Annotated in this window: 24 protein-coding genes; 10 read left to right on the top strand and 14 right to left on the bottom strand. The window is 58.8% G+C overall.

What is annotated here, in order from left to right:
• Nucleotides 1–9: 9 nt before the first annotated feature.
• The 5 genes from PspS49_RS00120 to PspS49_RS00100 form a co-directional block, all read right to left on the bottom strand.
• Nucleotides 10–744, bottom strand: a complete 735-nt coding sequence (locus tag PspS49_RS00120; protein ID WP_160037642.1) for an iron-containing redox enzyme family protein — start codon at nt 742–744, stop codon at nt 10–12.
• Nucleotides 722–1,390: a hypothetical protein gene (locus tag PspS49_RS00115; protein ID WP_160037640.1), complete on the bottom strand. Its 669-nt coding sequence runs from the start codon at nt 1,388–1,390 to the stop codon at nt 722–724. Before PspS49_RS00115 ends, PspS49_RS00120 begins: the two co-directional genes overlap by 23 nt.
• Nucleotides 1,391–1,658: 268 nt before the next feature.
• Entirely contained in the window at nt 1,659–2,216 is a 558-nt protein-coding gene (locus PspS49_RS00110) for an L-threonylcarbamoyladenylate synthase (RefSeq protein ID WP_127925283.1), read from the bottom strand.
• A gap of 55 nt (nt 2,217–2,271) precedes the next feature.
• Entirely contained in the window at nt 2,272–3,372 is a 1,101-nt protein-coding gene (gene dprA / locus PspS49_RS00105) for a DNA-processing protein DprA (protein WP_160037638.1), read from the bottom strand.
• 80 nt (nt 3,373–3,452) lie between these two features.
• Nucleotides 3,453–4,478, bottom strand: a complete 1,026-nt coding sequence (locus tag PspS49_RS00100; RefSeq protein ID WP_160037636.1) for a LysM domain-containing protein — start codon at nt 4,476–4,478, stop codon at nt 3,453–3,455.
• Between the two features lie 160 nt (nt 4,479–4,638).
• Between PspS49_RS00100 and def the strand changes: the two genes are divergently transcribed.
• The 5 genes from def (at nt 4,639) to PspS49_RS00075 (ending at nt 9,322) form a co-directional block, all read left to right on the top strand.
• Nucleotides 4,639–5,145 carry a peptide deformylase gene (gene def, locus PspS49_RS00095; protein WP_007911858.1) on the top strand — a complete coding sequence of 169 codons (507 nt, stop codon included), beginning with the start codon at nt 4,639–4,641 and terminating at the stop codon, nt 5,143–5,145.
• Nucleotides 5,146–5,202: 57 nt separating this feature from the next.
• Nucleotides 5,203–6,162 carry a methionyl-tRNA formyltransferase gene (fmt, locus tag PspS49_RS00090; protein ID WP_160037634.1) on the top strand — a complete coding sequence of 320 codons (960 nt, stop codon included), beginning with the start codon at nt 5,203–5,205 and terminating at the stop codon, nt 6,160–6,162.
• Nucleotides 6,159–7,469 (top strand): 16S rRNA (cytosine(967)-C(5))-methyltransferase RsmB, encoded by a 1,311-nt coding sequence (gene rsmB / locus PspS49_RS00085; RefSeq protein ID WP_150749923.1) that lies wholly within the window; start codon nt 6,159–6,161, stop codon nt 7,467–7,469. Before fmt ends, rsmB begins: the two co-directional genes overlap by 4 nt.
• Nucleotides 7,470–7,491: 22 nt before the next feature.
• A complete protein-coding gene (trkA, locus tag PspS49_RS00080) occupies nt 7,492–8,868 on the top strand; it encodes a Trk system potassium transporter TrkA (protein WP_034152201.1) in 1,377 nt (458 codons plus the stop codon).
• 139 nt (nt 8,869–9,007) lie between these two features.
• The gene (locus PspS49_RS00075; RefSeq protein ID WP_127925278.1) at nt 9,008–9,322 is read left to right on the top strand and encodes a tetratricopeptide repeat protein; all 315 of its coding nucleotides are present in this window, start codon (nt 9,008–9,010) and stop codon (nt 9,320–9,322) included.
• A gap of 1 nt (nt 9,323) precedes the next feature.
• On the opposite strand, the gene PspS49_RS00070 is transcribed toward PspS49_RS00075, so the two are convergent.
• From PspS49_RS00070 to PspS49_RS00060, 3 genes are all read right to left on the bottom strand, one after another.
• The gene (locus tag PspS49_RS00070) at nt 9,324–9,563 is read right to left on the bottom strand and encodes a PilZ domain-containing protein (RefSeq protein WP_034152199.1); all 240 of its coding nucleotides are present in this window, start codon (nt 9,561–9,563) and stop codon (nt 9,324–9,326) included.
• 106 nt (nt 9,564–9,669) lie between these two features.
• A complete protein-coding gene (locus tag PspS49_RS00065) occupies nt 9,670–10,557 on the bottom strand; it encodes a lysophospholipid acyltransferase (RefSeq protein ID WP_008084359.1) in 888 nt (295 codons plus the stop codon).
• Nucleotides 10,558–10,597: 40 nt separating this feature from the next.
• Complete coding sequence (locus PspS49_RS00060; protein ID WP_129386960.1) at nt 10,598–11,155, bottom strand: DNA-3-methyladenine glycosylase I; 558 nt, start codon at nt 11,153–11,155, stop codon at nt 10,598–10,600.
• Between the two features lie 81 nt (nt 11,156–11,236).
• Here PspS49_RS00060 and glyQ point away from each other — a divergent pair, with 81 nt between their 5' ends.
• The 4 genes from glyQ to PspS49_RS00040 all read left to right on the top strand — a co-directional run bounded on the left by glyQ (nt 11,237) and on the right by PspS49_RS00040 (nt 15,648).
• On the top strand, nt 11,237–12,190 hold the full coding sequence (gene glyQ / locus PspS49_RS00055; protein WP_025112261.1) for a glycine--tRNA ligase subunit alpha: 954 nt from the start codon (nt 11,237–11,239) through the stop codon (nt 12,188–12,190).
• A complete protein-coding gene (glyS, locus tag PspS49_RS00050; RefSeq protein ID WP_122596850.1) occupies nt 12,187–14,241 on the top strand; it encodes a glycine--tRNA ligase subunit beta in 2,055 nt (684 codons plus the stop codon). Before glyQ ends, glyS begins: the two co-directional genes overlap by 4 nt.
• A 4-nt stretch (nt 14,242–14,245) precedes the next feature.
• A complete protein-coding gene (gene gmhB, locus PspS49_RS00045) occupies nt 14,246–14,785 on the top strand; it encodes a D-glycero-beta-D-manno-heptose 1,7-bisphosphate 7-phosphatase (RefSeq protein WP_174245032.1) in 540 nt (179 codons plus the stop codon).
• 83 nt (nt 14,786–14,868) lie between these two features.
• Nucleotides 14,869–15,648, top strand: coding sequence for a lysophospholipid acyltransferase family protein (locus PspS49_RS00040; RefSeq protein ID WP_127925276.1), 780 nt, complete (start codon nt 14,869–14,871; stop codon nt 15,646–15,648).
• Between the two features lie 168 nt (nt 15,649–15,816).
• Here PspS49_RS00040 and PspS49_RS00035 read toward each other — a convergent pair whose 3' ends face one another.
• Complete coding sequence (locus tag PspS49_RS00035) at nt 15,817–17,349, bottom strand: ATP-binding protein (protein ID WP_127925275.1); 1,533 nt, start codon at nt 17,347–17,349, stop codon at nt 15,817–15,819.
• A 169-nt stretch (nt 17,350–17,518) separates the two neighbouring features.
• Between PspS49_RS00035 and PspS49_RS00030 the strand changes: the two genes are divergently transcribed.
• Nucleotides 17,519–18,238 carry a response regulator transcription factor gene (locus tag PspS49_RS00030; protein ID WP_127925274.1) on the top strand — a complete coding sequence of 240 codons (720 nt, stop codon included), beginning with the start codon at nt 17,519–17,521 and terminating at the stop codon, nt 18,236–18,238.
• A 37-nt stretch (nt 18,239–18,275) separates the two neighbouring features.
• On the opposite strand, the gene dinD is transcribed toward PspS49_RS00030, so the two are convergent.
• The 5 genes from dinD to dnaA form a co-directional block, all read right to left on the bottom strand.
• Nucleotides 18,276–19,088: a DNA damage-inducible protein D gene (dinD, locus tag PspS49_RS00025; protein WP_238786311.1), complete on the bottom strand. Its 813-nt coding sequence runs from the start codon at nt 19,086–19,088 to the stop codon at nt 18,276–18,278.
• A gap of 203 nt (nt 19,089–19,291) precedes the next feature.
• Entirely contained in the window at nt 19,292–21,709 is a 2,418-nt protein-coding gene (gene gyrB / locus PspS49_RS00020) for a DNA topoisomerase (ATP-hydrolyzing) subunit B (protein WP_007911885.1), read from the bottom strand.
• A 5-nt stretch (nt 21,710–21,714) separates the two neighbouring features.
• The gene (gene recF / locus PspS49_RS00015) at nt 21,715–22,818 is read right to left on the bottom strand and encodes a DNA replication/repair protein RecF (RefSeq protein ID WP_150749918.1); all 1,104 of its coding nucleotides are present in this window, start codon (nt 22,816–22,818) and stop codon (nt 21,715–21,717) included.
• 14 nt (nt 22,819–22,832) lie between these two features.
• Nucleotides 22,833–23,936, bottom strand: a complete 1,104-nt coding sequence (gene dnaN / locus PspS49_RS00010) for a DNA polymerase III subunit beta (protein ID WP_007911887.1) — start codon at nt 23,934–23,936, stop codon at nt 22,833–22,835.
• Nucleotides 23,937–23,975: 39 nt separating this feature from the next.
• Nucleotides 23,976–25,502, bottom strand: coding sequence for a chromosomal replication initiator protein DnaA (gene dnaA / locus PspS49_RS00005; protein WP_127925272.1), 1,527 nt, complete (start codon nt 25,500–25,502; stop codon nt 23,976–23,978).

The following is a 25,502-nucleotide window of genomic DNA, read 5'->3' as shown; positions in this document are numbered from 1 at the left end:
GTGAAGGCGTCATGATTTATCCAGGGCATGGAGGAATTCGTAACGGGGCGCGAGGCCGTTTTGCCAGGCTTCATACTGCTCATAAACGGCTTCGAGCATGTTGCCGGTCAGGCGCAGACTGGTTTCCATCACGGTGGCAATGGCATCCCAGTCAGCCTGACGCTTGCAGGTTCGCTGCAGGATGAGTTTGATCTCATTGAAGTGCTCGACATCGATGTCCGAATGAGCAATGAAGAACGTCAGTTGAGCGGGTTTCAGCGCCAGCGTTTCACTCAGCTTGTCGATCAGCGGAGTAATAAAGTGATAAGCGTTTTCCGCCCAGTAACTGTATCCCAGCCGTTGTAACGGATTACCGGTAAAAGAAATCCAGTACAAATAAGCGATCAATACTTCCGTCGCTGGAAGTGCCTGTGGCATATCAAATACTTCATTCTTCAATCCCAGACTCATGACATCGTGCAGGGCCATTTTTTCATGACCGACTTCTTGTGCTGCATGTTCAAAACAGAACTTCGCATAAACAGGATTATCGGCATGTCGCACACCGACCAACCCCTGATTCCGGGCATTGTGTGCGGTGTAATGAAAGGTTTCGATCATGTAGATCGCATATAACGCTCTGGAAACACTGCCCTCGCGGATAGCCTTGACCAGCCGGGAGTTATCCAGAATATCGGCCCACGCTTTTTCGATGCGCTGATCGAGCAGAATCAGCTGTTGTTCAAAACTGACGGACGCATTCATCGCGATTCTCCGGGTAGGTGCCGTTCATGGGGAAAGGTTGTTGCAGCGCTGTGAGGATTTGCCGCCACTGCGCCGACAGCAGCCAGTAATCGCCGCGTGCGCGGTGTTCGATATGCAGTGAGTTGGAAGTGATCGGGGTCAGGCCAAAGCGCTGGAACAGTCGCCGTTGTGGCAATCGACACAAGGCCGTCACACCTTGATAGCCACGATCGATCGCCCATTCGGTGGCGGCTGCAAGCAACGCATTGGTCGGCACCGGCCGGTGCTGTTGGGAATGCGTGATCAAGCGACTGAACTCGACATGGCGCGCCAGCGCCACGGTCGGAGAAACATACTGGTGCGCCAGCGAAGCCCATTCGAACGGCGAAGGGGTCACTCGCAAAACCGCCGTCAGTTGATCGCGCTGATACAACAGAAAATGCGTACTGCGCGATGAAATCGCCAGCCTTGTTTCAAGTGCCCGGGCTCTGGACGTTAGCATGTAATGCTTTAGTCGCAGACGAAACTGCCGGCCGATGAATCGTTCAAACTCGCTGGCATCTGACCCCGCATCGAGAATAACAATACGATAATCGGCATGCTGCCTGGTTAATGTCTCTTGAAGCCCCTGCAGATAATCCTTGAGTTGCAAGTTCGTAGTATCCATTCCTTCTCCGCAGACGTTAACTTATCGAAGTTTCTGAGCGCATTGAAATAATGGATGCTTTTAGAAATATCGCCACTGCGCGACTTCTGATAATGACGTGGGAAAAGTTACTGAAACTTCTAACTTATCGATTTATCTGACACGCAGCAGTACAACATAAACAACAGATTGTTTAAGTTATGGAGATTGACCAAGGATAAATCGCAGACAGAAAAAACTCCTCGCCTAAACAGTCGAGGAGTTCAAGAGCAGAAGGCAGAAAAACAGGTCAGTCGGGACGAATGACCTTACCCGTCGCCAGATCGCGAATGACGCTAGGGTTTTTCCGCCCGCCGAGACTGCCACCCAGCACCAGATCGACCTGGCCACGGAAATATTGCTCAACCCGTAAACGCGTGCGCGCTGCCGGGCGACCCTGCGGGTTGGCAGAGGTCGAAATCAATGGCCCGACCATCGAGCACAGATCGCGCACTTGCGGGTGATCGCTGACCCGCAGTGCCACGGTGTCGTGCACGCCGGTGACCCATTCCGGCAACAAGCCCTGATGCGGCACCAGCCAGGTGTTCGGCCCTGGCCAGGTGCTGGCCATGCGGTCGATCCATTCTTGCGGGAAGTCTTCGAACAGGAAATCGAACTGGCGAATGTTGTCGGCGACCAGGATCAGCCCTTTGACCACCGAACGATTCTTGATCGCCAGCAACCGATCCACTGCCTCTTCGTTCCACGGGTCGCAACCCAGCCCCCAGACGGCTTCGGTTGGATAGGCAATCACCGCCCCGGCGCGAATCTCTCGTGCGGCTTGTTGCACACGCCAACTGTTGACCATGAAAAAACTCTCCGCAAACAGGTTTCGCGCAGTTTACCGATCTTCCTTGTAAAACCTAGCGCGTCCTGGCCAACCAGCGACCGTTTTCGCACACCGCACGGCCATCCATTTCCAGTTCGGTCAGAGCGGCCAGGACTTTGGGTAAAGCCCAGCCGCTGCTATCAGCCAATCCCTCGCTGGTATGCGGCGCGGCATGGAGCAAGGCGAGCAACGGATGATCGACTTTCGGAGCGTCTGTGGATAACGGCAAATGCTGCCACCCGCGCAGCGCTTCGAGGATGTGTTCGATGGTTTCCACCAATACCGCGCCATCACGAATCAACTGATGACAACCCCGCGCGCCGGGGTGATGGATGGAGCCGGGAATTGCATAAACCTCGCGCCCCTGCTCCGCCGCCAGCCTTGCCGTTATCAATGATCCGCTGGCAACGCTGGCCTCGACCACCAGCACGCCGAGAGACAAACCGCTGATGATGCGATTGCGGCGCGGGAAGTTGCTCACGGTCGGCCCGGCGTCCAGGGGAAACTCCGAAAGCACCGCGCTACCGGACGCAATCATCGCATCAGCCAAGCGTCGATTGCGCTGTGGATAAAAGTTTTCCAGCCCCGTGCCGAGTACGCCCACGGTCAGCCCGCCAACATCCAGAGCGGCCTGATGCGCAGCGGCATCGATACCCAACGCCAACCCGCTGGTGATGACAAAACCGGCCCCGGCGAGGCTGCGAGAAAACGCTGCGGCGGTGTCCATTCCCGGACGCGACGCGCGACGGCTACCCACCATCGCCAGTTGCGGTTTCTCAAGAATCAGCGGATCACCGGCAACGAACAACATGGGCGGCGGATCAGGAATCTGCGCCAGCAGCGCCGGGTAATCGGCTTGATCCCACATCAGCAAATGATGCTCTGGCCGCTCTAGCCAGCGCATTGCATGGCTGGCACCGTCGCGAACGTCTGGACAGCGCCGCGCTTCGGCGCACGTCGCCGGCAAACCCAACGAACGCCACGCACTGGCCGGAGCGCTGATGGCTTTGGAGGCCGAGCCGAAGGCTTCAAGCAATTTGGCAAAGCGCTTCGGGCCGACATCCGGCAAGCGGTGCAGGCGCAGGCGCGCTTCCAGTTCCGCCGGGGAAACCGGCGTGGAGGCAGACATCATCATGGATCATCCTTGATCGTTATAAGCCCCGAACCATTCGGAACAAGCTGTGGATAACTCTGTTGGTAACTTGTGAAGCTTGCTTACGGATTTCGTACCTTGTCGAGCACCGCCAGCGAGCGCGATGCGTTGAGAACGAGGCCGTAGCTGAGTTTGTCGTAGGTGCGAAACACCATCAGCAACCCGGCGCGTTCGTCGGGGATCTTTAGCGGTTGACCGGTGACACGGTCGCGCACGGTTTCCCCGGTCTTCATCACCGCCAGCACATTGCCTTCGGCCAGACCGTCGCGCTTGCCCTTGTTCAACGTGACCACGTCCATCACGCCGATCTGGGTGACGCCGCGCGGCACGTCGATGATCACGCCGTTGATGCTGCTGGTGGGCGCGCTGGGCATGAAGGTCGAATTGATCGAGCGTTCTTCGCCACTGAACAAACGATCGCCGAGGCGCACTTCCTGGGTGGTGCGTTGCAGGGCGAGGGTGGCGACGTCGCCTTCGGTGGCGACGATTTCACCGCCGCCAATGTCATCGGCGTTGATCCCGAGAAACTCTTTGGTCTCAGGATCGGTGTAGACCTTGCCCTGACGGAAGATCCCGTAAACCGGCTGATTGGGGTCGAAATGGCCACGTGCGAAGATACGGTCACCGGTGCCGCTGAGCACGCGTTCGGCATCGCCGGCGACAATGTACGGCGCCTTGTCGAAATCTTCGACCTTGTCGACGATGCGGTTACTCAGCAGAAAGCTGTTGATGGACTTGAGTGGAATACTTGGAATCGCTTCGGCCACCGGACTGGTGCGGATTCTTGGCGACAGTTTGATGGTGCCGCGCGACTCGCCGCGATTGAGGGTCAGACGTGGCTGGCCATCGACATAACTGAGGGTCAGCGTGTCGCCGGGATAGATCAGGTTGGGGTTTTCGATTTGCGGATTGGCCCGCCACAGTTGTGGCCACTGCCAGGGCTCGCGCAGGTATTTGCCGGAAATGTCCCAGAGCGTGTCCCCCGAAACCACCGTGTATTGCTGTGGAAAACCATCCCTGAGTTGCACTTGCCCTTGCGCCACGCCGGCCGAAGCCAACAGCAGCAGGGCGAGTAGTGTTTTCCTCATGCGGTGAATCCCTTTATCATGTGCATTCGCGTGAACCGTCAGAGCCCCCGTGGCTCGCTTGTGCAAAATGCACAAGCTACGCTTCACAACGGTAGCCTGCATCTTCGGACCTGCCAGGCCATCGCCCGACTTTACTCAACGTGTGCAGCAATCAAAGCCTATGGCCATTTTAAACATCCTCGAATTCCCGGACCCGCGTCTGCGCACTATCGCCAAGCCTGTGGCTGTAGTGGACGACGAAGTGCGTCAGTTGGTCGATGACATGTTTGAAACAATGTATGAAGCGCCGGGCATCGGCCTTGCCGCGACCCAGGTCAACGTGCACAAACGTATCGTCGTGATGGACCTTTCCGAAGACCGCACCGAGCCGCGGGTGTTCATCAACCCCGAGTTCGAATCGCTGACCGAAGAAATGGACCAATACCAGGAAGGCTGCCTCTCGGTACCGGGTTTCTACGAAAACGTCGATCGCCCGCAAAAGGTCAGGATCAAGGCGCTGGACCGCGACGGCAAGCCTTATGAGCTGATCGCCGAAGGCCTGCTCGCCGTGTGCATCCAGCACGAATGCGACCACCTCAACGGCAAATTGTTCGTCGATTACCTTTCCACGCTCAAACGCGACCGGATCAAGAAGAAACTGGAAAAGCAGCACCGCCAGAACGCTTGATGCCCCTCTTCAAAGGCTTGCTGCGGCAAGCCTTTTTCTTTTTATGAGACTCCCTTCATGACTGAGCCACTGCGCATCGTTTTTGCCGGCACCCCGGAATTCGCCGCCGAACACCTCAAGGCCCTGCTGAACAGCCCTTACGAGATCGTTGCGGTCTACACCCAACCGGATCGTCCGGCCGGTCGCGGGCAAAAACTGATGCCGAGCCCGGTCAAACAGCTGGCCCTGGAAAATAATATCCAGGTGTTGCAGCCACCGACTTTGCGTAACGCCGACGCCCAGGCTGAACTGGCTGCGCTGAAACCAGACTTGATGGTGGTGGTCGCCTACGGCCTGATCCTGCCGCAAGTGGTGCTGGATATTCCGCGTCTGGGCTGCATCAACAGTCACGCGTCCTTGCTGCCACGCTGGCGCGGTGCGGCGCCGATTCAACGCGCTGTGGAACACGGTGATGCCGAGAGCGGTGTCACGGTGATGCGCATGGAGGCCGGCCTCGACACCGGGCCGATGCTGCTTAAGGTCGTCACGCCGATCAGCGCTGAAGACACTGGCGGCAGCCTGCATGACCGCCTCGCCGAAATGGGCCCGCCGGCCGTGGTGCAAGCGATTGCCGGTCTGGCCGCAGGCACGCTGGAAGGCGAAGTGCAGAACGACGAACTCGCCACCTACGCGCACAAGCTGAACAAAGACGAAGCACGCATCGACTGGAGCCATCCGGCGGTTGAGTTGGAGCGACTGGTACGCGCCTTCAATCCATGGCCGATCACCCACAGCACCCTTAACGGTGAAGCGCTGAAAATGCTGGCGGCGACGCTCGCCGACGGCAAAGGCGCCCCGGGTGAAATCCTCAGCGCCAGCAAGGACGGTTTGGTCGTCGCCTGCGGCGAACAAGCCCTGTGCCTGACCCGCCTGCAACTGCCCGGCGGCAAAGCGCTGAACTTCAGCGACCTGTTCAACAGCCGTCGTGAGAAGTTCGCGGTTGGCACCGTGCTCGGCGCAGTGGTGGACGCGCAATGAATCCGCGTCTGGCCGCCGCCAAGGCACTTGCCGCCGTGCTCAGCGGCAAGGCCTCGCTGAACAGCTCACTGCCGACTCAACTGGACAAGGTCGAGGATCGCGATCGCGGTTTCACTCAGGATCTGGCCTTCGGCACCGCGCGCTGGCAGCCACGTCTTTCGGCATTGGCCGAGAAACTGCTGCAGAAACCGTTCAAAGCTGCCGACGCCGATGTTGAAGCGCTGCTGCTGGTCGGTCTCTACCAATTGCTCTACACCCGCGTGCCGGCCCACGCCGCCATCGGCGAAACCGTCGGTTGCGCCGACAAGCTGAAAAAGCCATGGGCCAAAGGCCTGCTCAACGCCGTGCTGCGTAATGCTCAGCGCGAGAGCGAAACGATTTTCGCCGAACTGGAACGTGATCCGGTGGTGCGCACCGCTCACCCGCGCTGGCTGCAGAAATCCCTGAAAGCTTTCTGGCCGGAACAGTGGGAAGCCATCTGCGAGGCGAACAACGCGCATCCGCCAATGATCCTGCGGGTCAACCGCCGTCATCACAGCCGTGACGCTTACCTCGGCTTGCTGACTGAAGCCGGAATTGCCGCTAGGCCGTGTGTTTACAGTCGCGACGGCATCATTCTCGAAGCCGCTGCCGACGTACGCAGCCTGCCGGGTTTCGCCGAAGGCTGGATCAGTGTGCAGGACGAGGCCGCTCAACTGGCTGCCGACCTGCTCGATCTGGCGCCGGGTCAACGTGTGCTCGACGCCTGCTGCGCGCCCGGTGGCAAGACCTGCCACATCCTCGAAGCCGAACCGGCGCTGGCCGGCGTGGTAGCGGTGGATCTGGAAGCCAAACGGCTGGTGCGCGTTAAGGAAAACCTTGAGCGCCTCGGCTTGAACGCTGAACTGATCGCCGCTGACGGTCGCGATATCGAGAAGTGGTGGGATGGCAAACCGTTCCAGCGCATCCTGCTCGATGCCCCGTGCTCGGCCACTGGGGTGATCCGCCGTCATCCGGACATCAAGCTGACCCGTCAGCCGGACGACATCGTCGCCCTCGCGCAACTGCAAGGCGAGCTGCTCGATGCGATGTGGAAAACCCTCGAAGTCGGCGGCATCCTGCTGTACGCCACCTGCTCGACGCTGCCGACCGAGAACACCGAAGTCATCGCCGCGTTCCTCGAGCGTACGCCGGGTGCCCGCGAACTGGATCTGGCCACCAGCGCCGGGATCAAGCAGCCCCATGGTCGCCAATTGCTGGCCCAGCAGGGCGGGCATGACGGGTTCTACTACGCCAAGCTGATCAAGATCGCTGCCGCGCGCGGCTAAACGGATTCAACGGAGTGACTGGATGAAAATCATCATCCTCGGTGCGGGACAGGTCGGCGGTTCGCTGGCCGAGCATTTGGCCAGCGAGGCCAACGACATTACGGTGGTCGACACCGACGGCGAGCGCCTGCGCGACCTCGGCGACCGTCTCGACATCCGCACCATTCAAGGCCGTGGCTCGCTGCCGTCGGTGCTGCGTCAGGCCGGCGCCGACGACGCCGACATGCTGGTGGCGGTGACCAACAGCGACGAGACCAACATGGTCGCCTGTCAGGTTGCCCACACGTTGTTTCACACCCCGACCAAGATCGCCCGGGTGCGCGAAGCGTCTTATCTGAATCGCGAGGAACAGCTGTTCCAGAACGAAGCGATTCCGGTCGACGTGCTGATCAGCCCCGAGCAAGTGGTGACCAACTACATCAAGCGCCTGATCCAGCATCCGGGCGCCTTGCAGGTGATCGACTTCGCTGAAGGCGCGGCGCAACTGGTGGCGGTGCGTGCCTATTACGGCGGGCCGCTGGTGGGTCAGCAATTGCGTCAGTTGCGCGAGCACATGCCGAATGTCGAAACCCGCGTCGCCGCGATTTTCCGCCGCGATCGGCCGATCCTGCCGCAAGGCGATACGGTGATCGAGGCCGATGACGAAGTCTTCTTCATCGCTGCCCGTGAGAATATTCGTGCAGTGATGAGCGAAATGCGCCGCCTCGACGAAACCTACAAACGCATCGTCATTGCTGGCGGCGGGCAAATTGGCGAGCGTTTGGCCGAGGCCATCGAAAGCCGTTATCAGGTGAAGATCATCGAGATGAGTCCGGCGCGCTGCCGTTATCTCTCCGACACCCTCGACAGCACCGTAGTCTTGCAGGGTAGCGCTTCTGACCGTGATTTGCTGCTGGAGGAGAACATCGCCGATGCCGACATTTTCCTCGCGCTGACCAACGATGACGAAGCCAACATCATGTCGTCGTTGCTGGCCAAACGGCTGGGGGCGAAGAAGGTCATGACGATCATCAACAACCCGGCCTACGTCGATCTGATTCAGGGCGGCGATATCGACATCGCCATCAGCCCGCAACTGGCGACCATCGGCACGCTGCTGGCCCACGTGCGCCGTGGCGATATCGTCAGCGTGCATTCATTGCGTCGCGGTGCCGCCGAAGCGATCGAGGCGATTGCTCACGGTGATGCGAAGTCGAGCAAGGTAATCGGCAAACCGATCGAGAAGATCGGCCTGCCGCCGGGCACCACGATTGGTGCGGTGATCCGCAATGAACAAGTGATCATTGCCCACGATGACACGGTGATCGAGGCGGGCGACCATGTGATTCTGTTCCTTGTGGATAAAAAACATATTCGCGATGTGGAGAAGCTGTTTCATGTGGGGTTGAGCTTCTTCTGATCCGGATTATTGATCGTTCCCACGCTCCGCGTGGGAATGCCTCAATGGACGCTCTGCGTCCCGCTATTGGGACGCAGAGCGTCCCGGGCTACATTCCCACGCGGAGCGTGGGAACGATCACATTAACGAGGGTGCAAAAATGCTCGAATCCCTGGAAAAAATGCTCGCCAAGGGTGTGGATAACTCATTGCTGCGCTTCGGCCTGGGCAAGGGTTATCTGGATCTGGGCGAAAACGCCAAGGCTGCCGAGCATTTCCAGCGCTGTGTCGGTTTTGATCCGAAGTATTCGGCAGCCTGGAAGCTGTTGGGCAAGGCGCAGTTGGCGCTGGGCGATAGCGCCGCCGCACGTCAGGCGTGGGAACAAGGTCTGGAAGCGGCCCGCGCCCACGGCGACAAGCAGGCCGAAAAGGAAATGACGGTGTTTCTGAAGAAGCTCGATCGTCAGGCGCAATAAGTCAAAGGTAGCGAAGACCGATACCGTCGGCATCTACCGTCACCACCTCCATCCGCACCCGTGGCGCGCCTGTGGGTAAATCCTGCACCTGGCCGTAAACCACCGCGCCTTTGGGCAAAGAAGCCAAAACCGGATGCTGCACAAACACCCCGGTAGGCGACAGGTTGCGCGTCTGCCCGAGGCATTCGCCAAAGCTGTCGTGGGTAATCTTGATGCGGAAGGATTTGCGGTGTTCGGACATCTTTACGCGCCCTTGAATGAACGGGTTGTGGATAACCTCAAGCAAGATCAAAAGATCGCAGCCTTCGGCAGCTCCTACAGGTTATCCACAGAGTGTGCCACTTTCGTCAGTACCAGCGCTCTTCGCCCGGCGGACGTTTCTTGAAGCGCTTCATGCTCCACATGTACTGGCTTGGATAAGCGGCTACGTAGCGCTCGACCACTTTGCTCATGGCGGCGCAGGATTCGGCGGTATCGGTGCTGTACATGGCTTCGGGCGCGGCTTCGAGGATCACTTTGTAGCCAGAACCGTCAGGCAGGCGCAGCGCATGCAGGAACACGCCAACGGCTTTGCCACCGGCGAGCATGTTCGGCACGAATTTGCTGGTCAGCGCTTGCGTGGCGAAGAACGGTACGAAGATCCCGGCGGATTCGGCCGGTTCCGGGTCAGCGGGAATGCCCACTGCACCACCTTTGCGCACTTCCTTGATGACGCTGAGGATGCCTTCCTTGGTGGAAGCAGCGACCTTGTTGCCCAGTTGCACGCGCTGTTTACGCAATAATTCATCCACAGCCTTGAGCTTCGGCGGACGGTAGAAAATAATCGGTTTGCACTGGCTGCAATAGAAGTGGTTGAGCACTTCCCAGTTACCGAGGTGGCTGGTGATGCCGACCACGCCTTTGCCCGAGGCCAAGGCGTCTTTCAGCACATCGAGGCCTTCGACTTCGCGCACCAGATCGATCGAGCGCTGCGCCGGCCAGATCCACGCGCAGGCGCTTTCGGTCAACGACTTGCCAATATCCTTCAGACTCTGCCCGACCAGACGCTCACGTTCGGCCGGATCCATCTGTGGAAAACATTTCGCAAGGTTGATCCGCACCACGTCGCGGGAGCGGTTGGGGGTTTTCCACATGATCCAGCCGATCGCCGAACCCACGGCCTGCACGGCCCGCCATGGCAGCAGGGCAAACAGCCGCAGAGCGCCTACCAGCAAGGCGCCTTTAAACTTTTCCACAGGTCACTCCTGATCTTGTGCGGTGCGCGAGGCGGCCATTCTAACCGCCGTTGGCGAGCTGCGCGTAGCGGTCACAATCCTGAGTGTGATCCATGACCATGCCCGAGGCCTGCATCAGCGCGTAGCAAATGGTCGGGCCGACGAACGTGAACCCGGCCTTTTTCAGGCCTTTGCTCATCGCCAGCGCTTCGGGGGTGATCGCCGGGACTTCGCTGCGATCCTTGAAATGATTGATGATCGGTTGATCGCCAACGAACGACCAGAGGAACCCCACCGGGTCCTCCAGCGCCAGCCAGGCCTGGGCATTACGCCGGGCGGCGTTGAGTTTCAGGCGGTTGCGGATGATCCCCGGGTCGAGCATCAATTCGTCGATTTCGGCGTCGCTCATCTGCGCAACCCGCTGCACATCGAAGCCAAACAACACCTCGCGATAACGCTCGCGTTTGCGCAGCACAGTGATCCAGGACAGCCCGGCCTGGAACCCTTCGAGCAAAAGCAACTCGAACAAACCCTGCGCATCGCGTAGCGGCGTGCCCCACTCCTGGTCGTGATAAGCCATGTACAGCGGATCTTCGGTACACCAAAAGCAGCGTGGCATAAGGCTCCAGGGGGCGTGCGCAGCAATGAATCGGGTATACTCCCGCTCTTTAAATCGCAGCCCAAGAAACAGGTGAATTTCGTGAGCCAGCCTACGCCAGCCGTGCGTACCTTCCAAGACTTGATCCTCGCGCTCCAGCAATACTGGGCCGAGCAAGGTTGTGTGGTACTTCAGCCCTACGATATGGAAGTAGGCGCCGGCACTTTCCACACCGCGACCTTCCTCCGCGCCATCGGCCCGGAAACCTGGAACGCCGCCTACGTACAGCCAAGCCGCCGTCCGACTGACGGCCGTTACGGCGAAAACCCGAACCGTCTGCAGCACTACTATCAGTTCCAGGTCGTCCTGAAACCGAACCCGGACAATTTCCAGGAACTGTATCTGGGCTCGCTCAAGCATGTTGGCCTGGACCCGCTGGTCCACGACATTCGCTTCGTCGAAGACAACTGGGAATCGCCGACTCTCGGCGCCTGGGGTCTGGGCTGGGAAGTCTGGCTGAACGGTATGGAAGTGACCCAGTTCACTTACTTCCAGCAGGCGGGCGGCATCGAGTGCTACCCGGTGACCGGCGAGATCACTTACGGTCTCGAGCGTCTGGCCATGTACCTGCAAGGCGTGGATTCGGTCTACGACCTGGTCTGGGCTGACGGCCCGATGGGCAAAGTCACCTACGGCGACGTGTTCCACCAGAACGAAGTGGAGCAGTCCACTTACAACTTCGAACACGCCAACGTCGACAAACTGTTCGAACTGTTCGACTTCTATGAGAGCGAAGCCAAGCGCCTGATCGAGCTCGACCAGCCGCTGCCGTTGCCGAGCTACGAAATGGTGTTGAAGGCTTCGCATACCTTCAACCTGCTGGATGCGCGCCGGGCGATCTCGGTGACCGCGCGTCAGCAATACATTCTGCGCGTACGCACCCTGGCGCGTTCCGTTGCGCAAGCCTACCTGCTGGCACGCGCCAAGCTGGGCTTCCCGATGGCGACCCCGGACCTGCGTGACGAAGTACTGGCCAAGCTGGAGGCAGCACAATGAGTGCGCAAGATTTTCTGGTTGAACTGGGCACCGAAGAACTGCCACCGAAAGCCCTGAACACCTTGGCTGAAGCGTTCCTCGCCGGTATCGACAAGGGCCTGCAAGCCGCCGGCCTGAGCTACGAGACTAAAACCGTCTACGCCGCACCGCGTCGTCTGGCTGTGCTGATCACCGCGCTGGCTACCCAGCAACCGGATCGCAGCATCAACCTCGATGGCCCGCCACGTCAGGCGGCATTCGACGCTGACGGCAACCCGACTCAGGCAGCACTGGGCTTTGCCAAGAAGTGCGGCGTCGATCTGAGCGAAATCGACCAGAGCGGTCCGAAACTGCGTTACAGCCAGAGCATCGCCGGCAAGCCGACCGCGAGCCTGCTGCCGACCATCGTCGAAGATTCGCTGAACGACCTGCCGATCCCGAAACGCATGCGTTGGGGTGCGCGCAAGGAAGAGTTCGTGCGTCCGACCCAATGGCTGGTGATGCTGCTCGGTGACCAGGTCATCGACTGCACCATCCTCGCGCAGAAGGCTGGCCGTGACTCCCGTGGTCACCGCTTCCATCACCCGCAAAGCGTGCGCATCGGTTCGCCGTCGAGCTACCTCGCTGACCTGCGTGCCGCTTATGTGCTGGCGGACGCCAATGAGCGTCGCGAGATCATCAGCAAGCGCACCGAAGAGCTGGCCACCCGTCAGGAAGGCACGGCAATCGTTCCGCCGGCGCTGCTCGACGAAGTGACCGCACTGGTTGAATGGCCGGTGCCGCTGGTGTGTTCGTTCGAGGAACGCTTCCTCGACGTGCCGCAAGAAGCGCTGATCACCACCATGCAGGACAACCAGAAGTACTTCTGCCTGCTGGATGCCGACGGCAAGTTGCTGCCACGTTTCATCACTGTGGCCAACATCGAAAGCAAAGACCCGCAGCAGATCATCGCCGGTAACGAGAAAGTGGTTCGACCACGCCTGACCGACGCCGAGTTCTTCTTCAAGCAGGACAAGAAGCAGAAACTCGAAGCCTTCAATGATCGCCTGAAGAACGTGGTGTTCCAGGAAAAACTCGGCAGCGTCTACGACAAGGCCGAGCGCGTATCGAAACTGGCTGCGTACATCGCCGCTCGCATCGGCGGCAACGCTTCGTGGGCTGCCCGCGCTGGCCTGCTGTCGAAGTGCGACCTGGCCACCGAGATGGTCGGCGAGTTCCCGGAGATGCAAGGTGTCGCCGGTTACTACTACGCACTCAATGACGGCGAGCCGGAAGACGTCGCGCTGGCGCTCAACGAGCAGTACATGCCACGCGGTGCCGGTGCAGAACTGCCGGCCACGCTGACCGGTGCAGCCGTCGCGATCGCTGACAAGCTCGACACCCTGGTCGGTATCTTCGGTATCGGCATGCTGCCAACCGGCAGCAAAGACCCGTATGCCCTGCGCCGTGCGGCACTCGGCGTGCTGCGTATCCTCATCGAGAAGAAACTCGATCTGGATCTGAACGACGCCGTGGCTTTCGCCGTGGCCGCGTTCGGTGCCAAGGTCAAGGCTGCCGGCCTCAACGAGTCCGTGCTGGAATTCATCTTCGACCGTCTGCGTGCACGTTACGAAGACGAAGGCGTTGAAGTCGCCACTTACCTGTCGGTACGTGCCCTGAAGCCGGGTTCGGCGCTGGACTTCGATCAGCGTGTGCAAGCGGTGCAGGCCTTCCGCAAACTGCCGGAAGCGGCAGCGCTGGCGGCGGTGAACAAGCGTGTATCGAACCTGTTGAGCAAACTCGAAGGCGCGGTACCGACCGAGGTGCAAGCCAAGTACTTCGACAACGCCAACGAGTTTTCTCTGTACTCGGCGATCCAGCAAGCGGATCAGGCTGTACAGCCAATGGCTGCAGCGCGTCAGTACAACGAATCGCTGGCACGCCTGGCGGCATTGCGTGAGCCGGTCGATGCGTTCTTCGACGCGGTGATGGTCAATGCCGACGACGCCAATGTACGGGCCAACCGTTACGCGCTGCTGGCGCGTCTGCGTGGTCTGTTCCTCGGTGTTGCCGACATTTCGCTGCTGGGTTGAGGGATTGCTGTTGAAACTGCTGATTCTCGATCGGGACGGAGTGATCAATTACGACTCCGACGCTTACATCAAGTCAGTGGCGGAGTGGATTCCGTTGCCCGGCTCGATCGAAGCGATTGCGCAGTTGAGCAAGGCCGGCTGGACGGTGGCGGTCGCCACCAACCAGTCGGGCATTGCTCGCGGCTATTACGACCTGGCCACCCTCGATGCCATGCACGCGCGGTTGCGCGAACTCGTGGCGGAGCAGGGCGGTGAAGTCGGGCTGATCGTGTATTGCCCGCATGGCCCGGACGAAGGCTGCGATTGCCGCAAGCCGAAACCGGGGATGTTGAAAACCATCGCCGCGCATTACGACGTCGAACTGACCAATGTCTGGTTCGTCGGCGACAGCCTTGGTGACCTGGAGGCCGCCAAAGCCGTCGATTCACAGCCAGTTTTGGTAAAGACCGGAAAAGGCGCAAAGACTCAGGGCAAAACCCTGCCGGTTGGCACTCTGATTTTTGACGATCTGGCGGCGATTGCCGCAGAACTTATCCACAACTAGAGTACTTCTGAAGTTCCTGACCAGGGATTGATCGGGAGTGCGCTTGAACACTCGGGCATTGCCCCGTAACGGTAAACGTCACTATGTCGATACTGCGGGCCATCAGGATTTTTCTCTTTTACCTGCTGCTGGGCACCACTTCCCTGCTGTGGTGCAGCTTGAGTTTTTTTATCGCGCCGTTTTTGCCATTCAAGGCGCGTTATCGTTTTATCAACGTGTACTGGTGCCGTTGCGCCTTGTGGTTGACCAAGGTGTTTCTCGGTATCCGTTACGAAATCAAAGGCGCGGAAAACGTGCCTGACCGGCCCTGCGTGATTCAGTCGAACCACCAGAGCACTTGGGAGACATTCTTTCTCTCTGCTTATTTCTCGCCGTTGAGCCAGGTGCTCAAGCGCGAACTGCTCTACGTGCCGTTTTTCGGCTGGGCCATGGCCATGCTGCGACCGATCGCGATTGATCGGGACAACCCGAAAGCGGCGCTGAAACAAGTCGCGGCCAAGGGTGATGAACTGCTGAAGGACAACGTTTGGGTGCTGATCTTTCCGGAAGGCACTCGGGTGCCGTTTGGCACTGTCGGTAAGTTTTCTCGCAGTGGCAGCGCGTTGGCGGTTAATGCGGCACTTCCTGTGCTGCCGATTGCACACAATGCCGGCAAGTTCTGGCCGAAAATCGGTTGGGGCAAGAAGTCCGGGGTGATCACCGTAGTCATCGGCGAGCCGATGTATGCCGAAGGTACAGGCCCGCGCGCCATCGCCGAGCTGAACGACCGCGTGCAAGCCTGGAACGAGAAGACTCAGCGCGAAATGGGCTCGCTGCCACCGGCCCCGCAGGCGCCGGCTGCGAATGATCAGGTGGCTGTCTGAGATTTTGTGGATAACCTGTGTACGGTTTTGTTGAAACCGCTTGAACATTGATAATAAGTGATTGATTTACTTATATATTTCTCAAGCTCATAAAACACCGTAAAAGGTGCATAAGTTTTTTTCGGATGTAAAAAAACCGGCTGATATAGCCGGTTTTTTTGTGGCTGATCATTCGTGAATCAGCGGTAACTCCAGTAGGAACGTGGTGCCTTGATCGACCACGCTGCGGCATTCGATTTTACCGCCATGGTGATCAACCACCGCTTTGACCATCGACAGGCCCAGCCCCACGCCATCGATGCCTTGGGCGGAGGAAAAACGGCGGTACTGACTGAACAGATCCGGCAATTCATCGGCGGCGATGCCTTTGCCTTGATCAATCAATTCACAGTGCAACCATTCCTCACGGCAACGGACCCGCAGGGTGATCGTGGTGTCGGCCGGGCTGTACTTGATCGCGTTTTCCAGCAGGTTGAACAGCGCGCGGGTCAGCAAGCCTTGATCGGCATTGATCAGACGTTCCTGCGATTCCTCATCCATGTCATGCAGCAGCTCGATGCGTTTCTGCTGGGCAATGGGCAACGCTTGATCCAGCACGTCGAGCACCAGCATCGCGAACAACGTCGGTTGAAATTGGTAAGTCTCAGACTCGGCTCGCGCCAGCAGAACAAAACCGTCGGTCAGATCCAGCGCGCGGCGCACCTGACGTTCGATCTGTTCGAACAACGGCGCATCAGCCCCGGCCTGATGGCGATGCACATCCAGCAAAGCGAGGATCGCCGAGTGCGGCGCGCGCAGGTCGTGGGACAGAAAGCGCAGCAACACGCTGCGTTGTTCTTCCGCCGCGCGTTCGGCGCTGAGGTCGGTGAGGCTCAGCAGCCAGCCGATCGGCGTGTCACCGTCCACCGGCAGCAGGGCGGCACGTTCCAAGCGCAGGCTGCGTTCCTTGTGGTCACGGAATTCCAGCAGCGGCAGGGCGGATAACGCTGGACGTGGCTCTGTGGATAATTCCGGATAGCCGAGGCGGGCGAGTTGATCGCGGACGTCGTCGCCCACTAATGCAGTATCGAACAACGCGCGGGCCTTGCGATTGCCCAGCAGGATCTGCCCCTTGGGATCGCTGATCAGTGTGGCGACCGGCAAGTATTCCAAACCGTCTGCGATGAAGCGTCGAGTATCGCGGGTGCGGCTCATGGCTTGCTCGAGGGCCATGATCTGCCCTTGCAAACGATCGGCGCCGGTGAATTGCGTACGACGGCGTTCGGGGAAAACCTTCGGCTCTCCATCCAGCCGCGTCAGCTCCCAGCCGAAATAAGTCAGCACCACACTCAGGCGCCGCCAATTCCAGATCAGATAGCCGAACAACATGCCCAACACCGCCGGCGTCGGCGACCACCAGCGACGCATCTCCGCCAGCCCGGCGCTGGTCAGCAGCACGCCGGCCATACCAACCAGCGTTATCCACAATGCCCAGCGCGGACGCCACAACAGCAAACCAAGTACGCACGCGACCAGGCCCACCGAAAGCATGGCTCCCATGACGGGAGCCGCACCGTGCAGGTTGATCTGCGCGCGATACGACAACAGCGCAGTCAGCGGCAACAGCACTAGACTTATCCACAACCACTCGCGCACCAGCTGTCGGAACAGGCGCTGCACCTGGCTGGGCTCACGGCTTTCACGCCGGCGATTAGTGTTCATTTGGAAAAACGCCAGGGCAGGGTGAATGGTTTCATGGGCCACAGGTCTGAGACGTAGACCCGAAGAATCATAGCGGACGTCGACCAACGGCGGGCTGCTTACTTTCACTGCGAGGGCCGAGCGACTATGGTTGTCCGCCAACTGCCCAAGCAACAAGGAATGACCGCGAATGCGCGTTGCGATTCTGGACGACGAACCCGCCGAACTGCGCCGGGTCGAGCAAACCCTGCAGCAAATGGCCGATGCCGGCGAACAGCCGTGGTCACTGCACAGCTTCGAACGCGGTGAAGACCTGCTGCGCCAACTGCGCCGGGAAACCTTCGACCTGCTGATCCTCGACTGGCAACTGCCCGACCTCACCGGCCTGGCCCTGCTGCGCTGGACCCGCGAACACATGGAAGCGCCACCGGCAGCGATCATGCTCACCAGCCGTGATGGCGAGAGCGATATCGTTCAGGCGTTGAATGCAGGGGCGGATGATTATGTGAGCAAGCCCTTTCGGCCAAATGAACTGAAGGCGCGGGTGGCTGCGGTATTGCGGCGGCACAGCCAGCAACGTGCGGCGGCGACGGAAGTGCTGAGCTTTAATGATCTGACGTTTGATGACGCTGAATTGACCGTTACCCGCGAGGGCAAGCCGATTGTCATGACCGAGCGCGAGTACCGGCTGGCGCGGTGTCTGTTCAGCAATCTGGGTCGACCGTTGTCGCGGGATTATCTGTATGAACGGTTTTGGCCGCATGAGGAGATGGCGTCGTCGCGGCCGCTGGATACGCATATTTATCGCCTGCGGAACAAGCTCGGGCTGACGGCGGATCGAGGGTGGCAGTTGTTGACGATTTATGGGTATGGGTATCGGTTGGAGAGTGTGGTGTCGAACTCGCACTAATGTTTCTGGCTGTTTCACTCTTCTCCGGCTCGACCCTTCAATTTTTTGATCGCAGATTCCAACTGCTTGATGCTGGTAGCCGGCATTGGAAGATCCTCGGGCATGGTGCCGCCAAGTTCGGAAATGGTCTCTCTGACTTTTCGACCAACCTGCAGGTGAACGTCGTTAGCTTGTTGCTTGCCCTGAACACTGTCGCGACGTAATTTATCTTCAGCCTGAGTCGCCCGAAATAAATTGGCGGCCAGTTCAGTCGAGCCCATGTGATCAAGAATTTTTTGGCTTTTTTTGAGGCCTTTGCGCTGGTGGATCGCTTTCTGATCAAGTCCTCCGTAGAGCCCTTGATATCCATGATTCTGGAAACGGCGAAATCCAATTCTGTCTCAACGCCTGCCTGCTGTGCCGTTTCAACCAGAAGTTTGTTGTGCTCGCGTAACTCATTGCGCAGCAGCAAACGCTTCTGATCGTCCCTTAGACTCTGAAATTCGGAATCGTCTGTCAGCTCCTGACGTCGGGTCTGAATCGCAAAGTAGGTTTGCCCTGCGGCGATGACGGGCTTGGATGGATCTCCGTTCTGGACAACCAGATAGCAGGCATAGCGGGAGAGGTGGATATCCTTCAGTTCTCGCAGAGAACCAGACCCCAAGGAGACCATTTTGCTGGCTTCAACAAAATGGTCGGATACCGAATGATCACCGTGTTCACAAGCTTGTATAGCCTTGGCGATAACGTTCTCGAAGTTACGCCACGTTCTGTATTCCAGCAGCGGAGCAAGGTCTCGGGCAGACCAATACTCCACTCCACTGTCGGTTCGGTATTTGAGGCCTTCAAACGTCTGATGCTGTTCGCTCAACGGTAAATCCTCTGCTGAATGAATAAGTCGAAAGTAGCCAGACAGAGCGTTGCACTGACGCGAGGAGTTATCAATCCGGAAAACATGTACATACAAATCATGACGCAGACTTGTATGCATGGAGGGATGCTTGAAACGTATAAACCCCGATGAGCCAAAACTCACCGGGGTTTATTTTTTACTTCAAGTCCGAACAGAATTCGTTAGAAATCCAGGTTCGAAACCGCCAACGCATTGCTCTCGATGAAGTCACGGCGAGGTTCGACCGCATCACCCATCAGGGTGTTGAAGATCTGGTCTGCGCCAATGGCGTCTTCGATGGTGACTTTCAGCATGCGGCGCACGCTTGGGTCCATGGTGGTTTCCCACAGCTGATCCGGGTTCATTTCGCCCAGACCTTTGTATCGCTGAATGGTGTGGCGCTTGGTGCTTTCAGCCATCAGCCAGTCCAGTGCTTCCTTGAACTCGGTGACTGCTTTCTTGCGCTCGCCACGCTGGATGTACGCGCCTTCGTCGAGCAGGGTGCTCAGTTGAGCGCCGAGGGTGACGACGGTTTTGTAGTCGTTGCTGCCGAAGAAGTCGCGGTTGAAGGTGACGTAGTTCGACAGGCCGTGGGAGATCAGTTCGACCTCTGGCAGCCACACGCCACGTTCACGATCTTCACGCAGGCTGGCCTTGTAGACCAGACCGGATTTTTCAACGGTACGCAGACGCGCTTCGTACTGGGCCAGCCACTCCTGCATTGCTGCGTGGTCGCCGAGCTTTTCCAGGCTCACGGCCGGCAGGTAAATGAAGTGCTCGGTCAGTTCCTGCGGGTACAGGCGCGACAGACGCTTGAGGGTCTTCATCACCATGCGGAAGTCGTTCACCAGACGCTCGAGCGCTTCACCGGAAATGCCCGGGGCTTCTTCGTTCAGGTGCAGGCTCGCATCTTCCAGGGCCGACTGCGTCATGTACTCTTCCATGGCGTCGTCGTCTTTGATGTATTGCTCTTGCTTGCCTTTCTTGACCTTGTACAGCGGCGGCTGGGCGATGTAGATGTAGCCACGCTCGATCAGCTCCGGCAACTGACGGAAGAAGAAGGTCAGCAGCAGGGTACGGATGTGCGAACCGTCAACGTCAGCATCGGTCATGATGATGATGTTGTGATAACGCAGCTTGTCGATGTTGTACTCGTCGCGACCGATACCGCAGCCCAGTGCGGTGATCAAGGTGCCCACTTCCTGGGAAGAGATCATCTTGTCGAAACGTGCTTTCTCGACGTTGAGGATCTTGCCCTTCAACGGCAGGATCGCCTGGGTCTTGCGGTTACGTCCCTGCTTGGCAGAGCCGCCCGCGGAGTCACCTTCCACGAGGTACAGTTCGGAGAGTGCCGGGTCTTTTTCCTGGCAGTCAGCGAGTTTGCCCGGCAAACCGGCGATGTCCAGCGCGCCTTTGCGGCGGGTCATCTCACGGGCCTTGCGTGCCGCTTCACGGGCACGCGCCGCGTCGATCATCTTGCCGACGACCAGCTTGGCTTCGTTCGGGTTTTCCAGAAGGAAGTCGGAGAAGTACTTGCCCATCTCCTGCTCGACCGCAGTCTTCACTTCGGAGGAGACCAGCTTGTCTTTGGTCTGCGAGCTGAACTTCGGATCCGGCACTTTCACCGAGATGATCGCGGTCAGGCCTTCACGGGCATCGTCACCGGTGGTGGCGACTTTGTGCTTCTTCGCCAGACCTTCCTGCTCGATGTAGTTGTTCAGGTTACGCGTCAGTGCCGAACGGAAGCCCACAAGGTGAGTACCGCCGTCGCGCTGCGGAATGTTGTTGGTGAAGCACAACAGGTTCTCGTTGAAGCTGTCGTTCCACTGCAGGGCGATTTCCACGCCGATGCCGTCTTCACGCTGAATGTTGAAGTGGAACACCTGGTTGACCGCGGTCTTGTTGGTGTTCAGGTACTCAACGAACGCACGCAAACCGCCTTCGTACTTGAACAGCTCTTCCTTGCCGCTGCGCTCATCCTTGAGGACGATGCCAACACCGGAGTTGAGGAAGGACAGTTCACGAATGCGCTTGGCGAGGATGTCCCAGCTGAAGTGAATGTTCTTGAAGGTTTCGCTGGAAGCCTTGAAGTGGATCTGGGTGCCGGTGGTTTCGCTGTCACCAACGATGGCCATCGGTGCCTGAGGTACGCCGTGGACGTAGGTCTGTTCCCAGATCTTGCCGCTGCGGCGAACAGTCAGAACCAGTTCTTCGGACAGTGCGTTCACTACCGACACACCCACACCGTGCAGACCGCCGGATACTTTGTAGGAGTTGTCGTCGAACTTACCGCCAGCGTGGAGGACGGTCATGATGACCTCGGCGGCGGAAACGCCTTCCTCTTTGTGCACGTCTACCGGGATGCCACGGCCGTTATCTTTAACGGTGATGGACTCATCCGGGTGGATGATGATGCTGATGTCGTCGCAGTGGCCGGCGAGGGCTTCGTCGATCGAGTTGTCGACCACCTCGAACACCATGTGGTGCAGACCGCTGCCATCGTCGGTGTCACCAATGTACATACCGGGACGTTTGCGTACGGCATCCAGGCCTTTCAGCACTTTAATGCTCGTTGAGTCGTACGTATTTTCTTCGCTCAATGCCTTCACTCCCGATGGTCGTGGGTCTGGGTGATACGGCCCTGTTCCACGTGGAACAGAGCGACTGGCGTTTCCGTCTGCCAGCCTTCCCTCAATAATTTGTGATCTACACAGGTGATGAACACCTGGCAGCGTAAGTCTTCCAGTAAGCGGCATAGTGCGCGACGGTGGCTCTCGTCCAGCTCAGACGGCAAGTCATCCACCAGATAAATACACTGACCGCGGCGGGCCTGGCTGACCAGATGCCCCTGGGCAATCCGCAATGCACAGACCACCAACTTCTGCTGACCCCGGGACAAAATATCCGCGGCGTTGTGTGCGCCCAATCTAAGACGCAAATCAGCCCGTTGCGGTCCGGCCTGGGTATGACCCATTTGCTGGTCCCGTTGCACGGATCCAGCCAGTACGGCGCTCAATTCCCGGTCTTTGTCCCAGCCTCGGTAATAGCTGAGCGTCAAACCTTCGAGCTCAACCAGTTCGCTCAAGGTTTGTTCAAAGACTGGTTTCAAGGCTTTGATGTAAGCGCGGCGGTATTCATCGATTTCAGCGCTGGCCTGACACAGTTCCCTGTCCCAAACCGCTTGCGAAACGGCGTCAAGTGTACCATGCCGCAGCCAAGAGTTTCTCTGGCGCAGGGCCTTCTGCAAGCGCTGCCAGGTGGCCATGAACCGTGGTTCGACGTGGAACACGCCCCAGTCGAGAAACTGCCGGCGAATCTTCGGCGCACCTTCAAGCAGGCGGAAGCTGTCGGGGTTGATCAACTGCAGTGGCAGGATCTCCGCCAGTTGCGCGGCGCTGCGGGCATTCTGTCCGTCGATACGGATCTGAAACTCGCCCTGACGATCACGCGATATCCCCAGCGCACTGTGGCCACCCTCGGCCAATTCGACCTGACCGAACACGGTACAGGCGAGCTGCTCATACTGGATGACCGGCAACAGCCGCGTGCTACGAAACGAACGGGCAAGCCCCAGCAGATGAATGGCTTCCAGAACACTGGTTTTGCCGCTGCCGTTGGCGCCGTAAAGGATGTTGATGCGGGGGGAGGGGGAGAAGGTCACCGGGTGCAGATTGCGCACCGCGGTGACCGAAACACGACTTAAGGACATCCAGAGTCAGCTGATTACAGACGCATCGGCATGACAACGTAAGCCGAATCGTCGTTGTCGGACTCCTGCACCAGCGCACTGCTGTTGGAGTCGGACAGGATCAGGCGAACCTGCTCGGTGGTCATCACGCCCAGCACGTCGAGCAAGTAGCTCACGTTGAAGCCGATTTCCAGCGAACCGCCGTTGTATTCAACACCCACTTCTTCTTCCGCTTCTTCCTGCTCCGGGTTGTTGGCCTGGATCTTCAACTGACCGCTGGCCAGTTGCAGACGGATACCACGGTACTTCTCGTTGGACAGAATCGCGGTACGGCTGAACGCTTCACGCAGCGCCTGGCGATCGCCCAGTACCAGTTTGTCGCCGCCCTTCGGCAGAACGCGCTCGTAATCCGGGAACTTGCCGTCGACCAGTTTCGAGGTGAAGGTGAATTCGCCGGTGGTCGCGCGGATGTGGTGCTGACCCAGAACGATGCTGACGTTACCGTCCGGCTCGGTGAGCAGGCGTGCCAGTTCAAGAATACCTTTGCGCGGCACGATCACCTGGTGGCGATCAGGCTGGCCGATATCGGCTTTCATCGAGCACATGGCCAGACGGTGACCGTCGGTGGCCACGGCGCGGATGATGCCTTCGGACACTTCCAGCAGCATACCGTTGAGGTAATAACGCACGTCCTGCTGAGCCATGGCGAAGCTGGTGCGTTCGATCAAACGACGCAGTTTGCTTTGCTCGAGGCTGCAGGTCAGCGAGCCCGGGCCTTCTTCAACGGTCGGGAAATCGTTGGCCGGCAAGGTCGACAGGGTGAAACGGCTACGGCCGGCTTTTACCACCAGCTTCTGCTCGTCGACCTTGATGTCGATCAGTGCATCGTTGGGCAGGCTTTTGCAGATATCCATCAGCTTGCGCGCAGGCACGGTGATGGAACCTGTTTCTGCCGGCTCTTCAAGTTGCACACGACCGACCAGCTCGACTTCCAGGTCGGTACCGGTCAGCGACAGTTGCTGGCCTTCGACAACCAGCAGCACGTTGGACAGTACCGGCAAGGTCTGTCGACGCTCGACGACGCCTGCGACCAGTTGCAGGGGTTTCAACAGGGCTTCGCGTTGAATGGTGAAATGCATGGTCTAGTCCCTTGCCTTATTAAGCTGCGCTGGTGTTCATCAAGTGGTCAGTGTACGCAGCAGGTTCTTGTAGTCCTCGCGGATGTCCGCGTCGGATTCCTTAAGTTCGTTGATCTTGCGGCAAGCGTGCAACACGGTGGTGTGATCGCGGCCGCCAAACACATCGCCGATTTCCGGCAGGCTGTGGTTGGTCAGTTCCTTGGACAACGCCATGGCTACCTGACGCGGACGAGCGACCGAGCGCGAACGGCGCTTGGACAACAAGTCGGAAATCTTGATCTTGTAGTACTCGGCGACAGTGCGCTGAATGTTATCCACAGAGACCAGTTTGTCCTGCAACGCCAACAGGTCTTTCAGGGATTCGCGAATCAGCTCGATGGTGATGTCGCGGCCCATGAAGTGCGAGTGGGCGATCACGCGTTTCAGCGCGCCTTCCAGCTCACGGACGTTGGAGCGAATGCGCTGGGCGATGAAGAACGCAGCGTCATGCGGCAACTCGACTTTGGCCTGGTCGGCCTTCTTCATCAAGATCGCGACGCGGGTTTCCAGTTCCGGCGGCTCGACGGCTACCGTCAGGCCCCAACCGAAGCGGGATTTGAGGCGCTCTTCAAGGCCTTCGATTTCTTTCGGGTAGCGGTCACTGGTGAGAATTACCTGCTGGCCACCTTCAAGCAGGGCGTTGAAGGTGTGGAAAAACTCTTCCTGGGAACGTTCTTTACGGGCGAAGAACTGAATGTCGTCGATCAGCAAAGCGTCCACCGAACGGTAGAAACGCTTGAACTCGTTGATCGCGTTCAGTTGCAGCGCCTTGACCATGTCGGCGACGAAACGCTCGGAATGCAGGTACACGACCTTGGCATTCGGGTTCTTCTTTAATAGGTGGTTACCCACCGCGTGCATCAAGTGGGTTTTACCCAGGCCGACGCCACCATAAAGGAACAGCGGGTTGTAGCCGTGCTTGGGGTTGTCCGCCACTTGCCAGGCTGCTGCGCGAGCGAGCTGGTTGGATTTACCTTCGACGAAGTTTTCGAAGGTGAAGGTGCGGTTCAGGTAACTGGTGTGCTTGAGCGCACCTTCGACCTGCACGGTGCGCTGTTCGGCGCGAACCGGGGCCTGCTGCGAGGCCGCACCGGACATCGGGTCGAAACTGTCGCGAGACGGCTCGTCACTGACTTCGGGGCTTTTTTGTGTCGAGCGCTTGGCCGCCGGTGCTGGCGCTTGCGTAGGTGCCGGCGCGCTCACAGACGCGGCATTTGCCTGGGCCTGGGAAACCTGCGCGGCAGCCAGCGGTGCATTCGGTGCCGCACGCGGTGCCGAACTGCGTTTGCTGCCTATTAATAAGGAAAGCGCCGGCGCCATGCCGTTGCCATGCTCATCCAGCAGTTCAAGGACGCGGCCCAGGTACTTTTCGTTGACCCAGTCCAGCACAAAGCGGTTCGGTGCGTAGACGCGCAACTCGTCGCCTTCGGCTTCGACCTGTAGTGGACGGATCCAGGTGTTGAATTGTTGGGCAGGCAGCTCCTCGCGCAAAAGCTCCACGCACTGCTGCCAAAGTTCCACTGACAC

Origin of the sequence: Pseudomonas sp. S49, from assembly GCF_009866785.1 — a bacterium.
Taxonomy (GTDB): domain Bacteria; phylum Pseudomonadota; class Gammaproteobacteria; order Pseudomonadales; family Pseudomonadaceae; genus Aquipseudomonas.
The sequence above is the reverse complement of the archived record's forward strand: the minus strand, read 5'-3'. Positions and strand labels throughout refer to the sequence as shown.